At 67.8% G+C, this 15,969-nt stretch carries 18 protein-coding genes and 1 tRNA gene; 5 read left to right on the forward strand and 14 right to left on the reverse strand.

The window, feature by feature from the left end:
• Positions 1 to 232: 232 nt before the first annotated feature.
• Positions 233 to 601 carry a nuclear transport factor 2 family protein gene (locus tag VFG33_RS40035; protein WP_325058269.1) on the reverse strand — a complete coding sequence of 123 codons (369 nt, stop codon included), beginning with the start codon at positions 599 to 601 and terminating at the stop codon, positions 233 to 235.
• 116 nt (positions 602 to 717) lie between these two features.
• Here VFG33_RS40035 and VFG33_RS40040 point away from each other — a divergent pair, with 116 nt between their 5' ends.
• A complete protein-coding gene (locus VFG33_RS40040; protein ID WP_325058270.1) occupies positions 718 to 1,509 on the forward strand; it encodes a helix-turn-helix domain-containing protein in 792 nt (263 codons plus the stop codon).
• Positions 1,509 to 2,015 (forward strand): DinB family protein, encoded by a 507-nt coding sequence (locus VFG33_RS40045; protein ID WP_325058285.1) that lies wholly within the window; start codon positions 1,509 to 1,511, stop codon positions 2,013 to 2,015. Before VFG33_RS40040 ends, VFG33_RS40045 begins: the two co-directional genes overlap by 1 nt.
• 10 nt (positions 2,016 to 2,025) lie before the next feature.
• On the opposite strand, the gene VFG33_RS40050 is transcribed toward VFG33_RS40045, so the two are convergent.
• A complete protein-coding gene (locus VFG33_RS40050) occupies positions 2,026 to 3,000 on the reverse strand; it encodes a hypothetical protein (RefSeq protein ID WP_325058271.1) in 975 nt (324 codons plus the stop codon).
• On the reverse strand, positions 2,997 to 3,515 hold the full coding sequence (locus tag VFG33_RS40055; RefSeq protein WP_325058272.1) for a SigE family RNA polymerase sigma factor: 519 nt from the start codon (positions 3,513 to 3,515) through the stop codon (positions 2,997 to 2,999). The genes VFG33_RS40050 and VFG33_RS40055 overlap by 4 nt, the downstream gene beginning before the upstream one ends.
• Before the next feature lie 183 nt (positions 3,516 to 3,698).
• On the opposite strand from VFG33_RS40055, the gene VFG33_RS40060 reads away from it, so the two are divergent.
• The gene (locus VFG33_RS40060) at positions 3,699 to 4,913 is read left to right on the forward strand and encodes a DUF8814 domain-containing protein (protein WP_325058273.1); all 1,215 of its coding nucleotides are present in this window, start codon (positions 3,699 to 3,701) and stop codon (positions 4,911 to 4,913) included.
• A 73-nt stretch (positions 4,914 to 4,986) separates the two neighbouring features.
• On the opposite strand, the gene VFG33_RS40065 is transcribed toward VFG33_RS40060, so the two are convergent.
• The 6 genes from VFG33_RS40065 to VFG33_RS40090 form a co-directional block, all read right to left on the reverse strand.
• Entirely contained in the window at positions 4,987 to 5,661 is a 675-nt protein-coding gene (locus VFG33_RS40065; RefSeq protein ID WP_325058274.1) for a hypothetical protein, read from the reverse strand.
• 104 nt (positions 5,662 to 5,765) lie between these two features.
• Positions 5,766 to 6,503, reverse strand: a complete 738-nt coding sequence (locus VFG33_RS40070) for a hypothetical protein (RefSeq protein ID WP_325058275.1) — start codon at positions 6,501 to 6,503, stop codon at positions 5,766 to 5,768.
• The gene (locus VFG33_RS40075; RefSeq protein WP_325058276.1) at positions 6,500 to 7,021 is read right to left on the reverse strand and encodes a SigE family RNA polymerase sigma factor; all 522 of its coding nucleotides are present in this window, start codon (positions 7,019 to 7,021) and stop codon (positions 6,500 to 6,502) included. The genes VFG33_RS40070 and VFG33_RS40075 overlap by 4 nt, the downstream gene beginning before the upstream one ends.
• A gap of 79 nt (positions 7,022 to 7,100) precedes the next feature.
• The gene (locus VFG33_RS40080) at positions 7,101 to 8,429 is read right to left on the reverse strand and encodes a GGDEF domain-containing protein (RefSeq protein ID WP_325058277.1); all 1,329 of its coding nucleotides are present in this window, start codon (positions 8,427 to 8,429) and stop codon (positions 7,101 to 7,103) included.
• A 192-nt stretch (positions 8,430 to 8,621) separates the two neighbouring features.
• Entirely contained in the window at positions 8,622 to 10,166 is a 1,545-nt protein-coding gene (locus VFG33_RS40085) for a helicase HerA-like domain-containing protein (protein ID WP_325058278.1), read from the reverse strand.
• Positions 10,167 to 10,226: 60 nt separating this feature from the next.
• Positions 10,227 to 10,931 (reverse strand): L,D-transpeptidase family protein, encoded by a 705-nt coding sequence (locus VFG33_RS40090; RefSeq protein ID WP_325058279.1) that lies wholly within the window; start codon positions 10,929 to 10,931, stop codon positions 10,227 to 10,229.
• A gap of 130 nt (positions 10,932 to 11,061) precedes the next feature.
• Here VFG33_RS40090 and VFG33_RS40095 point away from each other — a divergent pair, with 130 nt between their 5' ends.
• Complete coding sequence (locus VFG33_RS40095) at positions 11,062 to 11,355, forward strand: type II toxin-antitoxin system VapB family antitoxin (protein WP_325058280.1); 294 nt, start codon at positions 11,062 to 11,064, stop codon at positions 11,353 to 11,355.
• Positions 11,356 to 11,361: 6 nt separating this feature from the next.
• Positions 11,362 to 11,925 (forward strand): LytR C-terminal domain-containing protein, encoded by a 564-nt coding sequence (locus tag VFG33_RS40100; protein ID WP_325058281.1) that lies wholly within the window; start codon positions 11,362 to 11,364, stop codon positions 11,923 to 11,925.
• Here VFG33_RS40100 and VFG33_RS40105 read toward each other — a convergent pair whose 3' ends face one another.
• The 5 genes from VFG33_RS40105 to VFG33_RS40125 all read right to left on the reverse strand — a co-directional run bounded on the left by VFG33_RS40105 (position 11,926) and on the right by VFG33_RS40125 (position 15,872).
• On the reverse strand, positions 11,926 to 13,437 hold the full coding sequence (locus tag VFG33_RS40105; protein ID WP_325058282.1) for a potassium/proton antiporter: 1,512 nt from the start codon (positions 13,435 to 13,437) through the stop codon (positions 11,926 to 11,928).
• Positions 13,438 to 13,588: 151 nt separating this feature from the next.
• A tRNA-Ser gene (locus VFG33_RS40110) sits at positions 13,589 to 13,679 on the reverse strand.
• A 13-nt stretch (positions 13,680 to 13,692) separates the two neighbouring features.
• The gene (locus VFG33_RS40115) at positions 13,693 to 14,121 is read right to left on the reverse strand and encodes a nucleoside deaminase (protein WP_325058286.1); all 429 of its coding nucleotides are present in this window, start codon (positions 14,119 to 14,121) and stop codon (positions 13,693 to 13,695) included.
• Positions 14,122 to 14,152: 31 nt separating this feature from the next.
• Positions 14,153 to 14,629, reverse strand: coding sequence for a tRNA adenosine deaminase-associated protein (locus VFG33_RS40120; RefSeq protein ID WP_325058283.1), 477 nt, complete (start codon positions 14,627 to 14,629; stop codon positions 14,153 to 14,155).
• A 226-nt stretch (positions 14,630 to 14,855) separates the two neighbouring features.
• Positions 14,856 to 15,872, reverse strand: a complete 1,017-nt coding sequence (locus VFG33_RS40125; protein ID WP_325058284.1) for a hypothetical protein — start codon at positions 15,870 to 15,872, stop codon at positions 14,856 to 14,858.
• Positions 15,873 to 15,969 lie beyond the last annotated feature (97 nt).

Below are 15,969 nucleotides of genomic sequence, written 5' to 3' on the forward strand. Positions count from 1 at the left end.
TAGCTGCGTCCTTCCCTGGTCGTGGTGAGGTGTGTCAAGGGTCGAACTCGTTCGAGCCCGAAGGGCCGCGAAGCGCCCTTGACTCACCTCACCACGACTAGCAAACTCACGCAGCCCGGCGACGCGAACCACCCACACCTATACACCGCGAACCACATTCATCTATCCACCCGCGAACCACGTTCACCCGTACCGCCGTACTGGCGCACTCAGAACCCTTGTAGTTAAGGGCTCAGTGGGCCGGTGCGAAGTTGAGGAAGCCGATGACTTCCTGGATTTTGCCTTCGGTGTCGAGGGTGACCACATCGGTGCCACCGGCAACGGGTTCCGCGTTCTCGGCGCCCAGGTTCCACGTCCAGCGCAGCCGGTTGTGGTGTTCGTCGATGGTGCCGGTCAGGGCGAAGGCGTGGCCGGGGAAGAGTCGGTGTGCGGCGGCGACCATCTCGCTCAGGCCCTGGTGGCCCTTGACCTCGAAGCTCGGGTCGACGAAGACGCCGTCGGTGGACCAGGCCTCTTCGATGATCTTGGCCCGGCGGTCCTCATCCTGCTCGTTCCACATCGCGAAGTACTGGTCGGCGAGTGCGGCAGCGGTGTTGGTCATGGTGGGAACTCCTCGAACGTTGTGGGTTGATGACCAGAACCTTGCCGCCGGACCGGCATTCGGTCGATGACGTCGGAGGTAATGGCAGTGACCACCTCGGCGGTTACGGTCGTGCCATGACTGCGACCGCCGAGGACACCTTCCAGCGCCCGGTCGGCGAACTGCTGCGCGGCTGGCGCGAGCGCCGACGGCTGAGCCAGCTCGAGCTGGCGAACCAGGTGGAGGTGTCCACCCGTCATGTCAGTTTCGTCGAGACCGGCCGGTCGAAGCCGAGCCGGGACATGGTGCTGCGGCTCGCGGACCACCTCGACGTACCGCTACGGGATCGCAACCAGTTGCTACTCGCCGGCGGTTACGCACCGATCTACAGCGAGGCCTCCCTGCATTCCCCAGCCATGTTGGCGATCCGGGAGGCGCTGCGTCGCCTGCTCAGGGCCCACGAGCCTTACCCAGCGTTGGTGGTCGACCGCTGGTGGAACATCGTCGAGGCCAACGCCGGCATCCAGTTGTTCACCGACGGCGCCGCGGCCGAGTTGCTCAAGGCACCGATCAACGCACTCCGGCTGACTCTGCACCCCGACGGTCTGGCCACCCGGATCACCAACCTGCCGGAGGTCCGCAGCAGCGTCCTTGCCAGCTTGCAACGACAAGTCGCCGGTACTGCGGACCCGGAACTGCAGGATCTCTACGACGAGCTTCGCGGGTACTCCGGCGGGGAGCGGGCGGAGTTCCCCGGGCCGGCGGAGGTCGTAGTACCGATGAAGTTCCGGCACGGGGATCGGGAGTTGTCGCTGCTGACCACGATCGCCACGTTCGGCACGCCGTTGGACGTGACCGTGTCGGAGTTGATAATCGAGTCGTTCTTCCCTGCCGACGACGCGACGGCCGACTATCTTCGGGGGTTGTGATGCTGCCGGACGACCAACTGAGCGACACCCGCGAGTTGCACCTGGCCTGGCTGGACTACTTCCGCGAGACCGTCGAGCGCAAGCTGGACGGTCTGAGCGAGGCCGAGTTGCGGACCAGCCGGCTCCCGTCGGGTTGGACACCGCTGGAGCTGCTCAAACACCTGGTGTTCATGGAGCGACGCTGGATCCGTTGGGGATTCGTCGCGGAGCCGGTCCCCGATCCCTGGGGCGATTCCGGCGGCAACCCGGACGCACCGTGGCGACTTGAGCCCGGCGACACGCTCGAAGGCCTGCTGGATCAACTCCGGCAGGGAGCTGAGCGGTCTCGCAAGATTGTGGCCGCAGCTGATCTCGGTGAATCAGCTGCGGCCGGCGGGCGGTTCAGCGCCGGAGAGGAGGGGCCGACGCTGAACTGGATCCTTTTTCATGTGCTGCAGGAGTACGCCCGGCACGTCGGCCAGCTCGATATAGCCCGCGAGCTGGCCGACGGCCTCACCGGTGAATAGCGAGGAGGGGTTACCGGTGTGAAGGAAGCACCGTGGGGGGCTTCGTGGGCAGGGTGGGAAGGCTCGGCTTGGCGGTCGGCCAGGTCGGCTTCGTGGTCGGGACCGTCGGCAGGGTCGGCTTGCCCGGCAGCGACGGCTTGGTGGTCGGCACCGGCGGAAGGGTCGGCTCACCCGGCAGCGACGGCTTCGTCGTCGGGACCTTCGGCAGCGTCGGGTCGCCCGGCAGCGTCGGCTTGCTGGTCGGGACCGAGACCGACGTCGTCGGCAGGTGCTCGCTGACACACGGCGGCAGAGTCACCTCCGGCTTGCCCGGAACCGACGGCATGGCAGTCGGGACCGGCGGCACGGAAGGCTTGCCCGGCAACGACGGCTTCGTAGTCGGGACCTTCGGCAGCGTGGGCTTATCCGGCAGGGTCGGCTTCGTCGTTGGGACCGGCGGCACGGTCGGCTTACCCGGCAGCGACGGCTTCGTCGTCGGCACCTTCGGCAGGGTCGGCTTACCCGGCAGGCTCGGCTTGCTCGTCGGGATCGACGGCAGGTCGCCCTTGCCCGGCAGCGACGGCTTCGTCGTCGGCACCTTCGGCAGCGTGGGCTTGCCCGGCAGCGTGGGCTTCGCCGTCGGGACCGACGGGAGCGTCGACGGGATGCTCGGCTTGTCCGGAAGCTTGCCCTCGACCTCGCCCTTGTCCGGAACGGACGGCAGGCAGTTCGGGTCGACCGAAGGGGTCGGAACACTCGGCACAGCCACCGGCACGGACGGCTTACCGCCGCCGGCCAGCATGCTGCGGACGTCACCGGCGCCAGGTCCGCCGACAGCGGCGGACACTGTCGCGACCGTGCCGGCGAGGGCAGTCACGCCCGCCGCGGCCAGTCCTCTGCGGAGCCAGGCGAGCCGCCGGCCACGGCGCATCAGGTCGGCCGGGTCGGGCTGCCACGGCTCCAGTTCGTACTCGAGCGCGCTGCGCACCCGCTGCTCGTCGCTCATGCATGTCCTCCAACGGTGGTGTCGATCAGGTCGGGTGCCAGACGCAGTTTGGCCAGTGCCCGGGACGCGGTGCTCTTCACGGTCCCGGGAGCCATGGCGAGGAGTTCAGCGGTCTCGGCCTCGGAGAGATCCTGCGAGTACCGCAACGCGACCACCGCCCGCTCCTTGACGGTCAGACCGGCGAGGGCCGAGAGCACGGCCTCCCTGGTCTGGACGTCAGCAGCGAAGTCGGCGACCGACCGCTGGTCCCAGTCGTTGTCCACCGGATCGCTGGGCACTTCGTTGGACCAGCGCCGGCGGGCCTGGGAGAGGAACCGGTTCACCAACACCCGGCGGACGTAGCGAAGGGGATCGCCGTCGAGCCGGTGCCACTTCGGATAGGACCTCATCAGCGCCTGCTGCACCAGATCTTCCGCGGTGTGCCGATCACCGCAGAGCATCTCGGCGAAGCGGAGCAACGGGGTCGACTGGGCCTGCACGAACCGCTCGAAGTCGGCGTCCGCGGTCCGGGTCATCGATTCTCCTCTGCCTCTGTCACACGGGTCCAAACCCGCTGAGTCACCGATCCGGTTCTGCTCGTCACCGAAAAACTTTGAGAAATTAATTCACGAGCTATACAGACGTGCGGTTTGTTTGTCACATTAGGTGAGCCGGGTATCGCACCCGGTAGCGTCCTCACCGCCCCGGAGGTACCGCCCATGCGTATCACTACTAGATCCAAGGCCGCACTCTGTGTCGCCGCAGCCCTCGCTGCGGCCCCACTCGCCGCCGCACTGCCCGGCTCGGCCGCCACTCCCGACCCCGTCACCGTGGCCGCGCAACCCGCCGAAGGATCCACCAACGTCAAGGTCGACGGCAACCGGATCATCCTCGGCGACGCCCCGGCCGCGATGGGGTCGACCGAGATCACCCAGCGCTCCGGCATCGCGAACCTCGATCCCGTCCGGTTCGACGCGTCCACCTCGTCCGTCATCGTCAACTACCTCGCCGGTACGCCGGACAAGTCGACGGCCGAGGTCGACGTACGGGCGATGGTCGATGAGAGGTGGTCCGAATGGACCACGGCCAGGGCCGGTACGCCGACGGCTCTTCCCGCGGCGAGTGATCTCGTCCAGCTCAGGATCATCGTCATCGCGCCGCCGCAAGGTGGCAGCCCCTGGGTCGGCGACGTCAGCGTGCAGCCCACGGACAAGGTCGACCCGAGCGGCATGACGATCCAGGCTGCCCCGCTGAAATCCCGCGTCTTCGCCACCCGCGAGGGTCTGGTCGGCGGCACCACGGCCAATGGCCACGTCATCATCAGCCGGGACCACTTCGTCGCACTGCCTTCGCGGCGGGGCCTGGCCAACAACGGCGCCGGCAACTACTCGGTCAAGGTCTGTACTACGACCGGCAGCATCCGTTGTGCCTTCGAGCCGGTGTGGGACGTCGGCCCGTGGAACACCAAGGACGACTACTGGAACCCGAGTGCCACCCGGGAGATGTGGAAGGACCTTCCGCAGGGCCGGCCGGAGGCCCAGGCGGCGTACCAGAGCGGCTACAACGGCGGCAAGGACATGTTCGGCCGGACGGTCGCGAACCCGGCCGGGATCGACCTGGCCGACGGCACCTTCTGGGACGCGTTGTTGCTGACGAACAACGCCTGGGTGGACGCGACGTACCTGTGGAGCGGTGACGGCGGCCGCGGCACCGTCTCGATCACGTCGGGCGTCCTGAACATCCGCAACGCGGCGACCTCCGCCGGAGCGATCGTCGGCATGGCCGGCAAGTCGGCCCAGGTGTCGGTGGAGTGCCAGACGACCGGCCAGAGTGTGGCCGGATCGCAGGGCACCACCAACGTCTGGCTCCGCGTCCACCCCGGCATGTACGTCTCCAAGGCCTGGGTCGTAGCCGGCACCTTCGCCGCCTGCTGACCCTTCCCCTTGCTGATTGCTTGCGTCCGAAGAACCTGAGGTCCTGACCTCGGGTTCTTCGGACGCAACGGCGTCAGCGAGGGAGCGGGTCGCCCTTGGCGTCGCCGAACTTGGTGAGCAGGGTGCCCTTGGCGTCGTAGACGAAGACCGAGACGGACGGGCCCGGTGTCGCCTTGGTCGCGTCGGCACCTGTCGTCGTCACGGACGACTCGACCCAGCCGGGGATGCCGGCGAGCCGGTAGACCTTGCCGTACCAGGCCTTCCGGCCGACGGTGTAGACCACGGTCGCGGCCTTGGAGCTCTTGAACACAGAACTGCGCAGCAACCCGACGCCCTGCACCCCGGGCGAGGTGCCGTCGCCGAGGTTGTCGTTGCCGACGGTCTGCCGCCAACCGAACGGCTCGTACTCCGGTTCGCCCGGCACGCGGCTGATCACGGCCCACTGGGTGCCGCGGGTCTTGAAGTAGAGGTGCTCGCCGAGCTTCACTTGAGCGCCGGCGGCCAGTACCCCGACCTCGGGACGCCGGTTCTGGAACGCGTACATCGTTGCCTTGGGCGCCTTCTTCGGCGCCGCGGTCTGCTGCTGCGGCACTCCCGCACTCGACACTCCAGCCGGTACTCCGACCGGAGCGGCCGCGGGAGCACCGACTGCGCCGCCGGCCGCGGCTGGGTCGTCGGTGCCAGTCAGTACTGCGGTGAGCACGCTGACGCCGGCCACCGCGGCGGCCGCGAGGCCTGTCGCGACCATGCGCATTGTCCGCTGCCGAACTGTCGTCTTCCTCTGCATTTCAGTTGCCCTCCGCAAGTGGATGCTCTCGGGCTGAAGGACGCGACACCACGCGGGAAGGTTCTTCAACGAGGCAAGGGATTCTTCGCCTTGTCCGGATACTGGTCGATCAACGTGCCGTTCCGGTCGTACACGAACATCGACACGTCCTGCACCGGCGGGCCGGGCGTGACCGTCGCCGTCTTGTCCTTCGGCAGCTCGACGGACAGCTCCACCCAGCCTGGAATCCCGGCCAGCCGATAGATCTTGCCGTACCACGCTTTGTCGCCCCGGACGTAGACGACCTTGCTCGCCTTGTCGCTGCGGTAGACGGAGCTGTAGACCAGCCCGGAGATCTGCATCCCGCCGAGCGACCGCGGGTCCCCGAGGTTGTCGTTCCCCACCGTCGCGCGCCACCCGAACGGCTCGTACTCCGGTTCGCCCGGCGCTCGGCTGATCACCGCCCACTTGGTGCCGCGGGTCCTGAAGTAGTGGTGCTGCCCGATCTTCACCTCGGTCCCGGCGCGCAACGTACCGACCTGCGGTGCGATGTTCTGGAACTCATAGGCAGACGACGGAGTCGCCGACTGCGACGGACTTCCGGCTACTGGTGGTGGACTGAAGGGCTCCTGGCCGGCGTCGTTGCTGCCAGCGACGATCCCCACTGTGGCGACCGCGGCGACCGCTGCCGACGCGACCACACCGACCGCGACACCACGGACCCGCCGACGGCGATGCGCCCCTGCGATCACCCTCGCGGGATCGAGCGGACGAGCGGCGGGGTCCTCGAGCCGAAGTACCGTCTTGATGTCGTCGTCGTTCATATGCGCTCTCCTACGTGGCTGCCGCTCAGTTCGGGGGCAGCGCGCAACTTCTGCAGCGCCCGGGAATTCGCGCTCTTCACCGTGCCGACCGCGACCCCGAGGATCGCGGCTGTCTGGGCCTCGGTCAGGTCCTCGACGTACCGCAGTACCACCACTGCCCGCTCCCGGCGGGTCAGCGCCGCCAACGCCGCCCCCAGCGCCAGCCGGCGATCCACGCCACCCGACGCGTCAGCCACGGAGAGGCCGAACCGCTGATCTACCTCCGCGGCGTCACCGCTGGGCCGCTCCCGCCAGGGCCGCCGCCGCACCCACGACAGATGCTGGTTGACGACTGCCTGCCGCACATAGCCGAAGGGATCGCCCAGCTCGATCCGCTCCCACCGCAGATAGGCCTTCTCGAGCGCGGTCTGCACCAGGTCCTCGGCCAGCAGGGGGTCGCCACAAAGCATCCGCGCGATGTGCACCAATCGCGCGGACCTGGCGAGAACGAAAGCCGTGAAGTCCTCATCCCGGCTCACCGACCGCTGCATACCCCTCCCGTCATCCCGTCCACGCTGAATGACGCCCCAGCCCCCCGAAAGGTTCTGCGAGGAGCGTTTAGCTGCGCTGGAGGTTGGTGTTCTGGAGGTCGGTTCTGGCCAGGTCGGCCCGGCCCGGGAGTGGGGTGGGAGCGTCCGCGGCCAGGCGGACCCGGTCGCGGCCGGCGGCCTTGGCGGCGTACATGGCGCGGTCGGCGCGGAAGAGGAGGTCGTCGACCGTCTGGCCGTCCGACGGGTAGACCGAGACACCGATCGAGACGGTCAGGCGGAAGGTGTCGGGATCGAGGTCCGGATCATCCAGTACTCCGGCGCACATGGCGGCCAGGGGGCTCGCGGCGACCGCGCTGCGCAGGCGGTCCGCCGTCACCGTGGCGTCGGCCAGGTCCGTGTCCGGCAGGGCGATGACGAACTCCTCACCACCGAACCGGCCGATCACATCCTTCGCCCGGATCGCGCTCCGCAGAATCGTCGCGACCGCCCGCAACGCCTCGTCGCCGACCAGGTGTCCATGCCGGTCGTTCACCAGCTTGAAGTGGTCGATGTCGATCAGCAGCACCGACATCGGCTCGCGCTGGGTCCGGGACGTCCGCAGCATCTCCTCGGTGCGACGCCGCCACCAGTCGATCCGGCCCAGGCTGGTCTTCGGATCGGTCTGCGCTTCCGACTCGAACTGACCGAGCAGCAACGCCCGCTGCGCGGTGAGCGTGATCGGGATCGCCAGGAACGCGAACCACGGACTGATCATGGCAGCACCGGCCAGCAGACAACCAAGCGTGGCCGCGGTGGCATCGATGGAGAAGTCATCCTTGTCGCCGATGGTGTCGCGCCGGCTGCTGCCCGGCACGATCAGCGCGATCGCCAGGCCGCAGACCAAGTTGTCGGCGATGATGTAGCTGACCGCGGCAGCCGCCATCGAGGCGACCAGGCCAAGCGACGTGTCCCCGGTCAACTCACGGGCGGAGACGAACACCCCATGCGCGGCTCCGACACAGAGGACCTGCACCGCAGTGGAGAACGCCCAGCGGTAGGGGATGCATTTGCCGGCCCGGATCCGCCACCAGATCCGCAGCAGGACGAGGACGAGGATCGCCAGCGCGGGGTGCAGGATGAGGGCCGCGGCGATCGTCCAGGCCGAAGCCAGGTCCTTGTGCAGCGCACCGCCACGGCGCCGCCGGTTCTCCACCCGGCGCGCACCTTCCACCGAGATCAACGCCGACGCGGTCAGCGCGAACACCAGGTCGAGACCGTCCCACGACGGCAGTTCCGAGAACGCCGTCACGCCGTACCCGATCGCGAGTAGGTCCACCAGCACGACCAGGCAGAACGCTGGGACCGTCAGGGTCCACAGCGCCCATTCCCGTACCGCTCGCCTACTCTGCGCAACCATCACCTCTCACGGTACGACGTGTTCGGTGCCCGTCCCAATCGGTCTCGGCGTGCTGCCGATGACGACTTGGAAACGAAAGTCAGCGCCTGCCGGATCAGTCGTTTGATCAAGGATCAAAGATCGGACACCCTTTCGACCACCGTCGAAAGGGTCCTCCTCAAGCGCTCGAAAGCCTGCTGAAACAGGAGATTCTCAGCGCTTACGGCGAGCGGCACCGAAGAGACCACGGACGATCTCGCGACCGGCCGAGCGAGCGAACTGCTTGAAGACGGACGACCCGACCACCTGCTCGACCATCGACTTCTCCTGCTTCGCCCGCGGCGCCTTGGGCTCACTCTGCGGCTGCGACGGCTCGGCCTTCGCTTCCGCCTCTGCCTGCTCGGCGCCCGCCTGCACCTTGGCGGCGAGCTTCTCGTACGCCGACTCGCGGTCAACCACCTCGGTGTACTTCGCGTTGTTCGGCGAACCCTGCACCGCGGCCGCAAGCTGCTCCGCCGAGGCAGGCGCCATCAACGACTGCGGCGCCCGCAACCGGGTCCAGGCGACCGGCGTCGGCGCGCCCTTCTCGTTCATGACCGTCACGATCGCCTCGCCGATACCGAGCTGGGTCAGCACCTCGCCCAGGTCGTACGACGAGTTCGGGAACGTGGACACCGTGGCCTTCAGCGCCTTCGCGTCGTTCGGAGTGTGCGCCCGCAGTTGGTGCTGGACCCGCGACCCGAGCTGCGCGAGCACGTCGTCCGGCACGTCCTTCGGGGTCTGGGTGACGAAGAAGACGCCGACACCCTTCGACCGGATCAGCCGGACCGTCTGGGCGATCGAGTCCAGGAACGCCTTCGACGCGTCGTTGAACAGCAGGTGGGCCTCGTCGAAGAAGAACACCAGCTTCGGCTTGTCCACGTCGCCGACCTCGGGCAGGTCGTGGAACAGGTCCGCGAGCAGCCACATCAGGAAGGTGGAGAACAGCGCCGGCCGGTCCTGCAGGTTCGGCAGCTCCAGCAGCGAGACGACGCCCTTGCCGTCGCGCTCCTGCATCAGGTCGGCGGTGTCGAACTCGGGCTCGCCGAAGAACGCGTCAGCGCCCTGGTCCGCGAACCCGATCAGCGCCCGCAGGATCACCCCGGCGGTCGCCGCGGACAGCCCGCCCAGCTCCTTCAGGTCCGCCTTGCCCTCGTCACTGGCCAGGTGCTGGATCACCGCGCGGAGGTCCTTCAGGTCCAGCAGGGTCAGCCCCTGCTTGTCCGCATAGTGGAAGATCAGCCCGAGCGAGGACTCCTGGACATCGTTCAGCCCGAGCACCTTCGACAGCAGCACCGGGCCGAACGAGGTGATCGTGGCGCGGATCGGTACGCCGGTGCCCTGGCCGCCGAGCGCGTAGAACTCGGTCGGGAAGCCCACTGCGGCCCAGTCCTGGCCGATCGTCTTGGTCCGGGCGAGGAGCTTCTCGCTCTCCTCGCCCGGTTGCGAGATGCCGGACAGGTCGCCCTTGATGTCGGCTGCGAACACGGATACCCCCGCCGCCGAGAGCTGTTCGGCCATCAGTTGGAGGGTCTTCGTCTTGCCGGTACCGGTGGCGCCCGCGACCAGGCCGTGCCGGTTCACCATGGACAGCGGGATCCGGACCGCCGCCTCCACGTTCGGCGTACCGTCGACCAGCAGCGCGCCCAGCTCGATGGCCGGTCCCTCGAACGCGTACCCCTGCTTGACGGTCTCCACGACGTCCGATGTCTCGGCCATGTCAGCACTGCCTTTCGAGCGAAGAAGCTTTCCCCTGCGCTCGGCATGCTAGCGGTCAAGTCAGCGCAGGACGACGACCTTGGTACTGCTCGTGGTGAAGGCCCAGATGGTGTCCGACATCGACTTCTGCACCCGGATGCAGCCGTGCGACGCCTTCGAGTTGGTCCCGAGCAGCCAGTCCGCGTGGATCTGCGCGCCGTTGCTCTTGTACGTCGGGATCTGGTGGAAGCCGATCCCACAGGACGCGAACCGGACGAAGTTGTTCAGATAGAGGCTGCCGCCGTCGGTGTTGCGCTTGATCCGGCCGGCGCGGCCGCACTTGGAGCCACTGGAGTAGGTCCCGGGCTTCAGGTAGGTGGGATTGTCGATGATGCCGCCCTGCCGGACGATCTTGCCCTTGGCATCGACCAGCCAGAGCCAGTTCTGCCCCTGGCTGAGCACGATCCGGCGCCCGCTGCCGCTGCCCGCCGGCACCGGCCGGACATCGCAGCGCTTGGCGGAGGCCGCCATCAGCCGCCCGTACGTCGTACCGCCGAGCGAACCGTTCTGCGTCATCCTGTTGGCCGACTGGAAGCGCACGGTCGCGGCCTTGGTCATCGCCCCGATCTTGCCGTCGACGGGGCCTGAAAAGCAGCCGAGCTTGTTCAGACGGGTCTGGGCCGCCTTGTTCTGCGCGCCGGTCAGCGCCTCCGCCGGAATCGTCGTACCGGCGACCGCGACGACCAGCGCCGCGGCCCCCATACCCAACCTGGTCAGCACCTTCATGATTGCCCCCTGTTTGTCCCTATCCCTAGTGGACGTCCGGGACGGTGTAAAGGTTGAGTCCTGGTCACGACTTTTCCGGTGACATTCCCGACCCTGCTTGCAGACCTCATCCCCCGCTAGACTTGCCCGGGTGATCTTCAAGCGCGTGGGGGAGGAACGGCCATACCCGGACCATGGGTACAAGCCGAAGGACTGGTCGGTGCTGCCTCCACGGCAGATCCGGCTGGACGAGCTCGTCACCACGAAGGGCACCCTCGACCTCAACGCGCTGCTCGATGAGGACTCCACTTTCTACGGCGATCTGTTCGCTCATGTGGTCGAGTGGAAGGGCGAACTGTTCCTCGAGGACGGCCTGCACCGCGCCCTCCGCGCGGCCCTGCAGCAGCGTCTGGTCCTGCACGCCCGGGTCCTGGTCGTGGACTGAGTCTCGATGACCGCCCTGTATCCGCAGCCGAGACCGCACTCGCGGATTCATTGGCGGACGCCCATCACGATGGTCGTGCTGCTCGGGATCCTGATCGGCGGCACCTGGTGGGGCTGGAACTCGCTGACCGACAGCAGCGCCGAGGCGAACTGCGTCGAGCAGAAACTGCCGAACAACCGGCTGGTGCCGAAGCAGGTCGTGGTGAACATCTACAACGGCGGCGCCCGGGCCGGTACGGCGGCCAAGGTGGCGGCGGACCTGAAGAAGCGCGGCTTCAACATCGGCAAGATCGCCAACGAGCCGAACGGTGACAAGGTCGACCTGGTCTCCATCCGCGGCGCCACTGCGGACGCCCCGGAGCTGAAGCTGGTCGCGGGTCAGCTGAACCAGAAGGCGGCCGCGGCCGCCGACGCCCGTCCCGACCACACGGTCGATGTGGTCGTCGGCAGCGGCTACACCAAGCTGAACGCCAAGGGCCTGCCGTCGATCGCGGTCCCCGCGGACAGCACCCTCTGCCTCCCGATCGTCAAGACCCCCCAACCCATCCCCTCCGGCCAGAACCCGAACTGACTAGCGATCTTGTTCGCGGCCTCGTTCGCCGAACCAGCCGGCCAGGCGGCCTCCTCGGCTGACTGCGCGGAGCCGGCGGACGGTTTGCTCTCGGAGGGTGCTCGGGGCGACCACGAGCAGCGCGTCGCCGGCTCGTAGTACGGTCCGGCGCTCCGGTACGAACGCCTCCTGCTGGCGGATCACCAGCGACACCGAAACCCCGGCCGGCAGGCGTAGTTCGCCGATCTCGACCCCGGCGAGCCTCGACTCGCTCGGCACGTGCACCTGGAGCATGTCCGCCCCGAGCGACTCCAGCGGTGCCACGTCGATATCGACCTCGTACGCCGCGTTGTCGTCGAGCACCCTCAACCGCCGGGCCAACCACGGCAACGACGGCCCCTGCAGCAGCGTGAACAGCGTCACCAGGACGAAGACCACGTCGAACACCCGCTCCGACTGCGGCACCTTCTCCGCCAGCGGGATCGTCGCCAGGACGATCGGCACCGCACCGCGCAGCCCCGCCCACGCGATGAACGTCTGCTCGTTCCACGGCACCTTGAACGGGGTCGCCGACAGCGCGACCGCCGCGAACCGGCCGACGACCGTCACCGCGATCCCGATCACCAGCGCGACGCCGACATCGTCGAGCCCGATCCGGCCCGGTGACGCGAGCAGACCGAGCATCACGAACAGCCCGATCTGCGCCAACCAGGCGAACCCGTCCACGAAAGACCTGGTCGCCAGCCGGTGCGGCAGTTCCGCCCGCCCGATCACCAGGCTCGTCACGTAGACCGCGGCGAATCCCGAGACGTGCAGGAGCACAGTGCCCCCGGCGTACGAGATGACGGCCAAGGAGACGATCGCGAGCGGGTAGAGACCGGCCGAACTGAGAGCGACCCGCCGCAACAGCCACACGCTCGCCCAGCCGACCAGCAGCCCGAACAGCGCCCCGACCACCAGTTCGTAGACGGCCAGGCCGCCGAAATGGAGCCAGCCTTTGTCCCCGACCTCGCCTGTGCTGACCAGCGTCACCAGGAGCACGGTCGGAGCGTCGTTCAGGCCGGACTCGGCCTCCAGAGCACCCCGGAGCCGCGGTCGGATCGGGACCCGCCGGAGTACGGAGAACACCGCGGCGGCGTCGGTCGGGGACGTGACGGCACCGATCAGCACGGAGATCTGCCAGTCGAGCCCGAGGACGAAGTGCGCCACGCAGGCCACCACCCCGACGCTGATCGCCACACCGACAGTCGCCAGTACGACGCCCAGTGGCATCACCGGGCGAACCTCGTTCCACCTGGTGGTCAGACCACCCTCGGTCAGGATGATCACCAGCGCGGCGAACCCCAACGCATGGGCCAGTTCGGCGTTCTCGAACTCGATCCCGAGCCCCGACTCGCCCAGCAGCACGCCCATGCCGAGGTAGATCAGCAGCGAAGGCAGCCCCAACCGACCGGACAATCGCACAGCGACGATCGCCACCAGCAGCACCGTGGCGCCGGCCAGCAGGATCCGGTCGAGTTCGTGCACGTCCACAGCGGCCCTTAGGTCGGGGACTGAAGCTTAATGGAGCCGTGCCTCCGGCAACGAATCATCCCGCTGAGCGGCGCCGGGGCCGAAAGGGCGAAGACCCTGACGCGTCACACGGCATCAGGGTCTTCGGCGTTGCGACCACCCGGGGGTGGTTTGGCGGTGGCGGAGGGATTTGAACCCTCGGAAGGGGGGTACCCTTCACGCGCTTTCGAGGCGCGCTCCTTCGGCCGCTCGGACACGCCACCGCCGCAGAGGCTATCAAGACCTGTGCCCGGTGAAGAAATCGCGGAGCCTCGCACCGGCCACATCGGCCATCACGCCGCCGACGACTTCGGGCCGATGGTTGAGCCTGCGGTCCCGGACGACGTCCCAGAGCGAGCCCACCGCGCCCGCCTTCTCGTCGTACGCGGCGAACACCAGGCGGTCCAGCCGGGAGAGCACGATCGCGCCCGCACACATGGTGCAGGGCTCCAGCGTGACCACCAGGGTGCACCCCGTCAGTCGCCATTCCCCGACATGCCTGGCCGCCTCGCGGATCGCCAGTACCTCGGCGTGGGCGGTCGGGTCGCCGGTCTCCTCGCGCTCGTTGTGGCCGCGGCCGATCACCTGGCCGTCCGCGTCCACTACGACGGCCCCGATCGGTACGTCGTCGGTGACCTTCTCGCTCTCCGCCAGCGCCAGGCCCATCAGGTCGGCCCAGCGCTTGTGCGCCGGCGCACTAGCCAATGGCTTCGATCGCCTCGTGGAACTGGTTGCCGAAGCCGAGCGCCTCGGCGATCTCCTCGAGCATCTCCTCGGGGTAGAGGTCGACGTCGTCGATCAGTGCCCCCAGGTCCATCGCGCTCATCCCGAGGTCGGCGATGATCGCCAGGTCCCCGGCCGGTACCTGCTCGTCGTCGTCATCGGCCAGCGGGATGTCGAGTTCGTCGACCACCTGCCGGGCCAGCGGCCACTCGGTCGCGGCGGTGACGTCGGACAGCAGCAGCCGCGCGCGGCCGCCGATCACCCGCAGCACGATGAAGAAGTCCTCGTCCACCGAGATCATCCCGATCACCCCGGCCTCGCCGGGATAGCGGCGCAGGGCCGACACCAGAGCAGACAGATCGGGTTCACCACGTAGCGCCAGAGGCGTGACCGTCCAGACCCCGTCCTCTGTGTAGGCCGCGACCGCGAAGTCGAGCTCTGTGGTGGTCATGGGCCCAGCCGTGGGATCAGACACGGGCTCATCGTCGCAGAATCCCGCCGTACGTGGGAGATGTTCGGAGTTTCAACGAGGTATCGGTGCCCCTCCGATTCCCCCACGACCACACAGAGCAACCTTCCAGCCCTCCGCACGACGCTCCCCGAAGGACGACGACGCCCGAACGACGCCACCCGGGGCCGGCGCGGCGTCGTACGGACGAGGTGGTCTGACGGACGGGTCAGGCCTTCACTGTCACCGTTACTTCGCGGTTCCAGGGCGAGTTGTCCAACCTCGGGCCGGACACGACTACCCGCAGGCGGAAGGTTCCGGTCCGGCTCGGCTTCCAATAGCGGGAGTACGAGCCGTTGGCCAAGGTGTAGCTGGCTGATCCGGCCGGTACCCAGGCAGTGCCGGTCCAGATCTCCAGTGCGGTCCAGAGCTTGCCGGGGAACGCAGTACCGGAAACCTTCCACAGTTTGTTCACCTGACCAGTGCTTGCAGCGGACAAGTAGCTCATCGCGAGCAACTTGTGCGCCGTCACGAAGCCTGAATAGACCGGGTACTGGTCGCCCGCGCCGGGGACGATCGCGCGCAACGTGGTGGTCTGGGTGAACGCCACTGTGGCGCGATACCGGCCGCTGGAGTCGCTCTTGGCCGTCGTGATGCGGGAGCCGACCTGGTGCATGATGTCGACCGTGCGGTTGGCGCTGGGCGCCTGTACGCCCGTGCTGGTGTACTGCCTGACCATGCCAGTGATGGTCGTCCTGGCGGTACCACTGGTCCGGGCGGGCTGCTCCAAAGTGAGCGTGGTCGTACGGGTCACCTTGAAAGGCACGTTGACGTCGCGGAACTTCGACCCCCAAGTGATCTTCTTGATCACCCAGTCACCGGCTCCATTGGCGACGGTCGCCGTCAGGTGGCCGTACTTGGTCCAGCTCGGCGGGTACGTCGAGCCGCCGTCAAGGTCGAGCGGTACGACGGTCCGTTGACTGCCGTCTGCCTTCTGCACGACCGCGGTCATGCCGACGCAGACGGTCGCGACGTTGTCCATGCCCAGCGTGACCGAGATCGGGACCTGCAGCGGCACATTGGACAATGTGCCCTCGAACGGCCAGCCGCTCTGATGGATGCCTGGTGGACCGAGGCACCATTCGTCCGGAACGGGTTCGGCTGACGCCTGCGTTGCGACTCCGGCGGTCAGGAGCACTGTTGTTAGAAGGACTCGGATGGACGTGGTGGTGAGACTACTGCGCATGCGCGCACACTCCTTGTTTAGAAGCCGGAACCGGCTCTACCCACTCGATGCGCACACCGCTCCGAATGTTGCGATACCCCCGCCGGTACTCCGGTAC

It is taken from the genome of Kribbella sp. (assembly GCF_035687465.1).
Lineage (GTDB): Bacteria > Actinomycetota > Actinomycetes > Propionibacteriales > Kribbellaceae > Kribbella.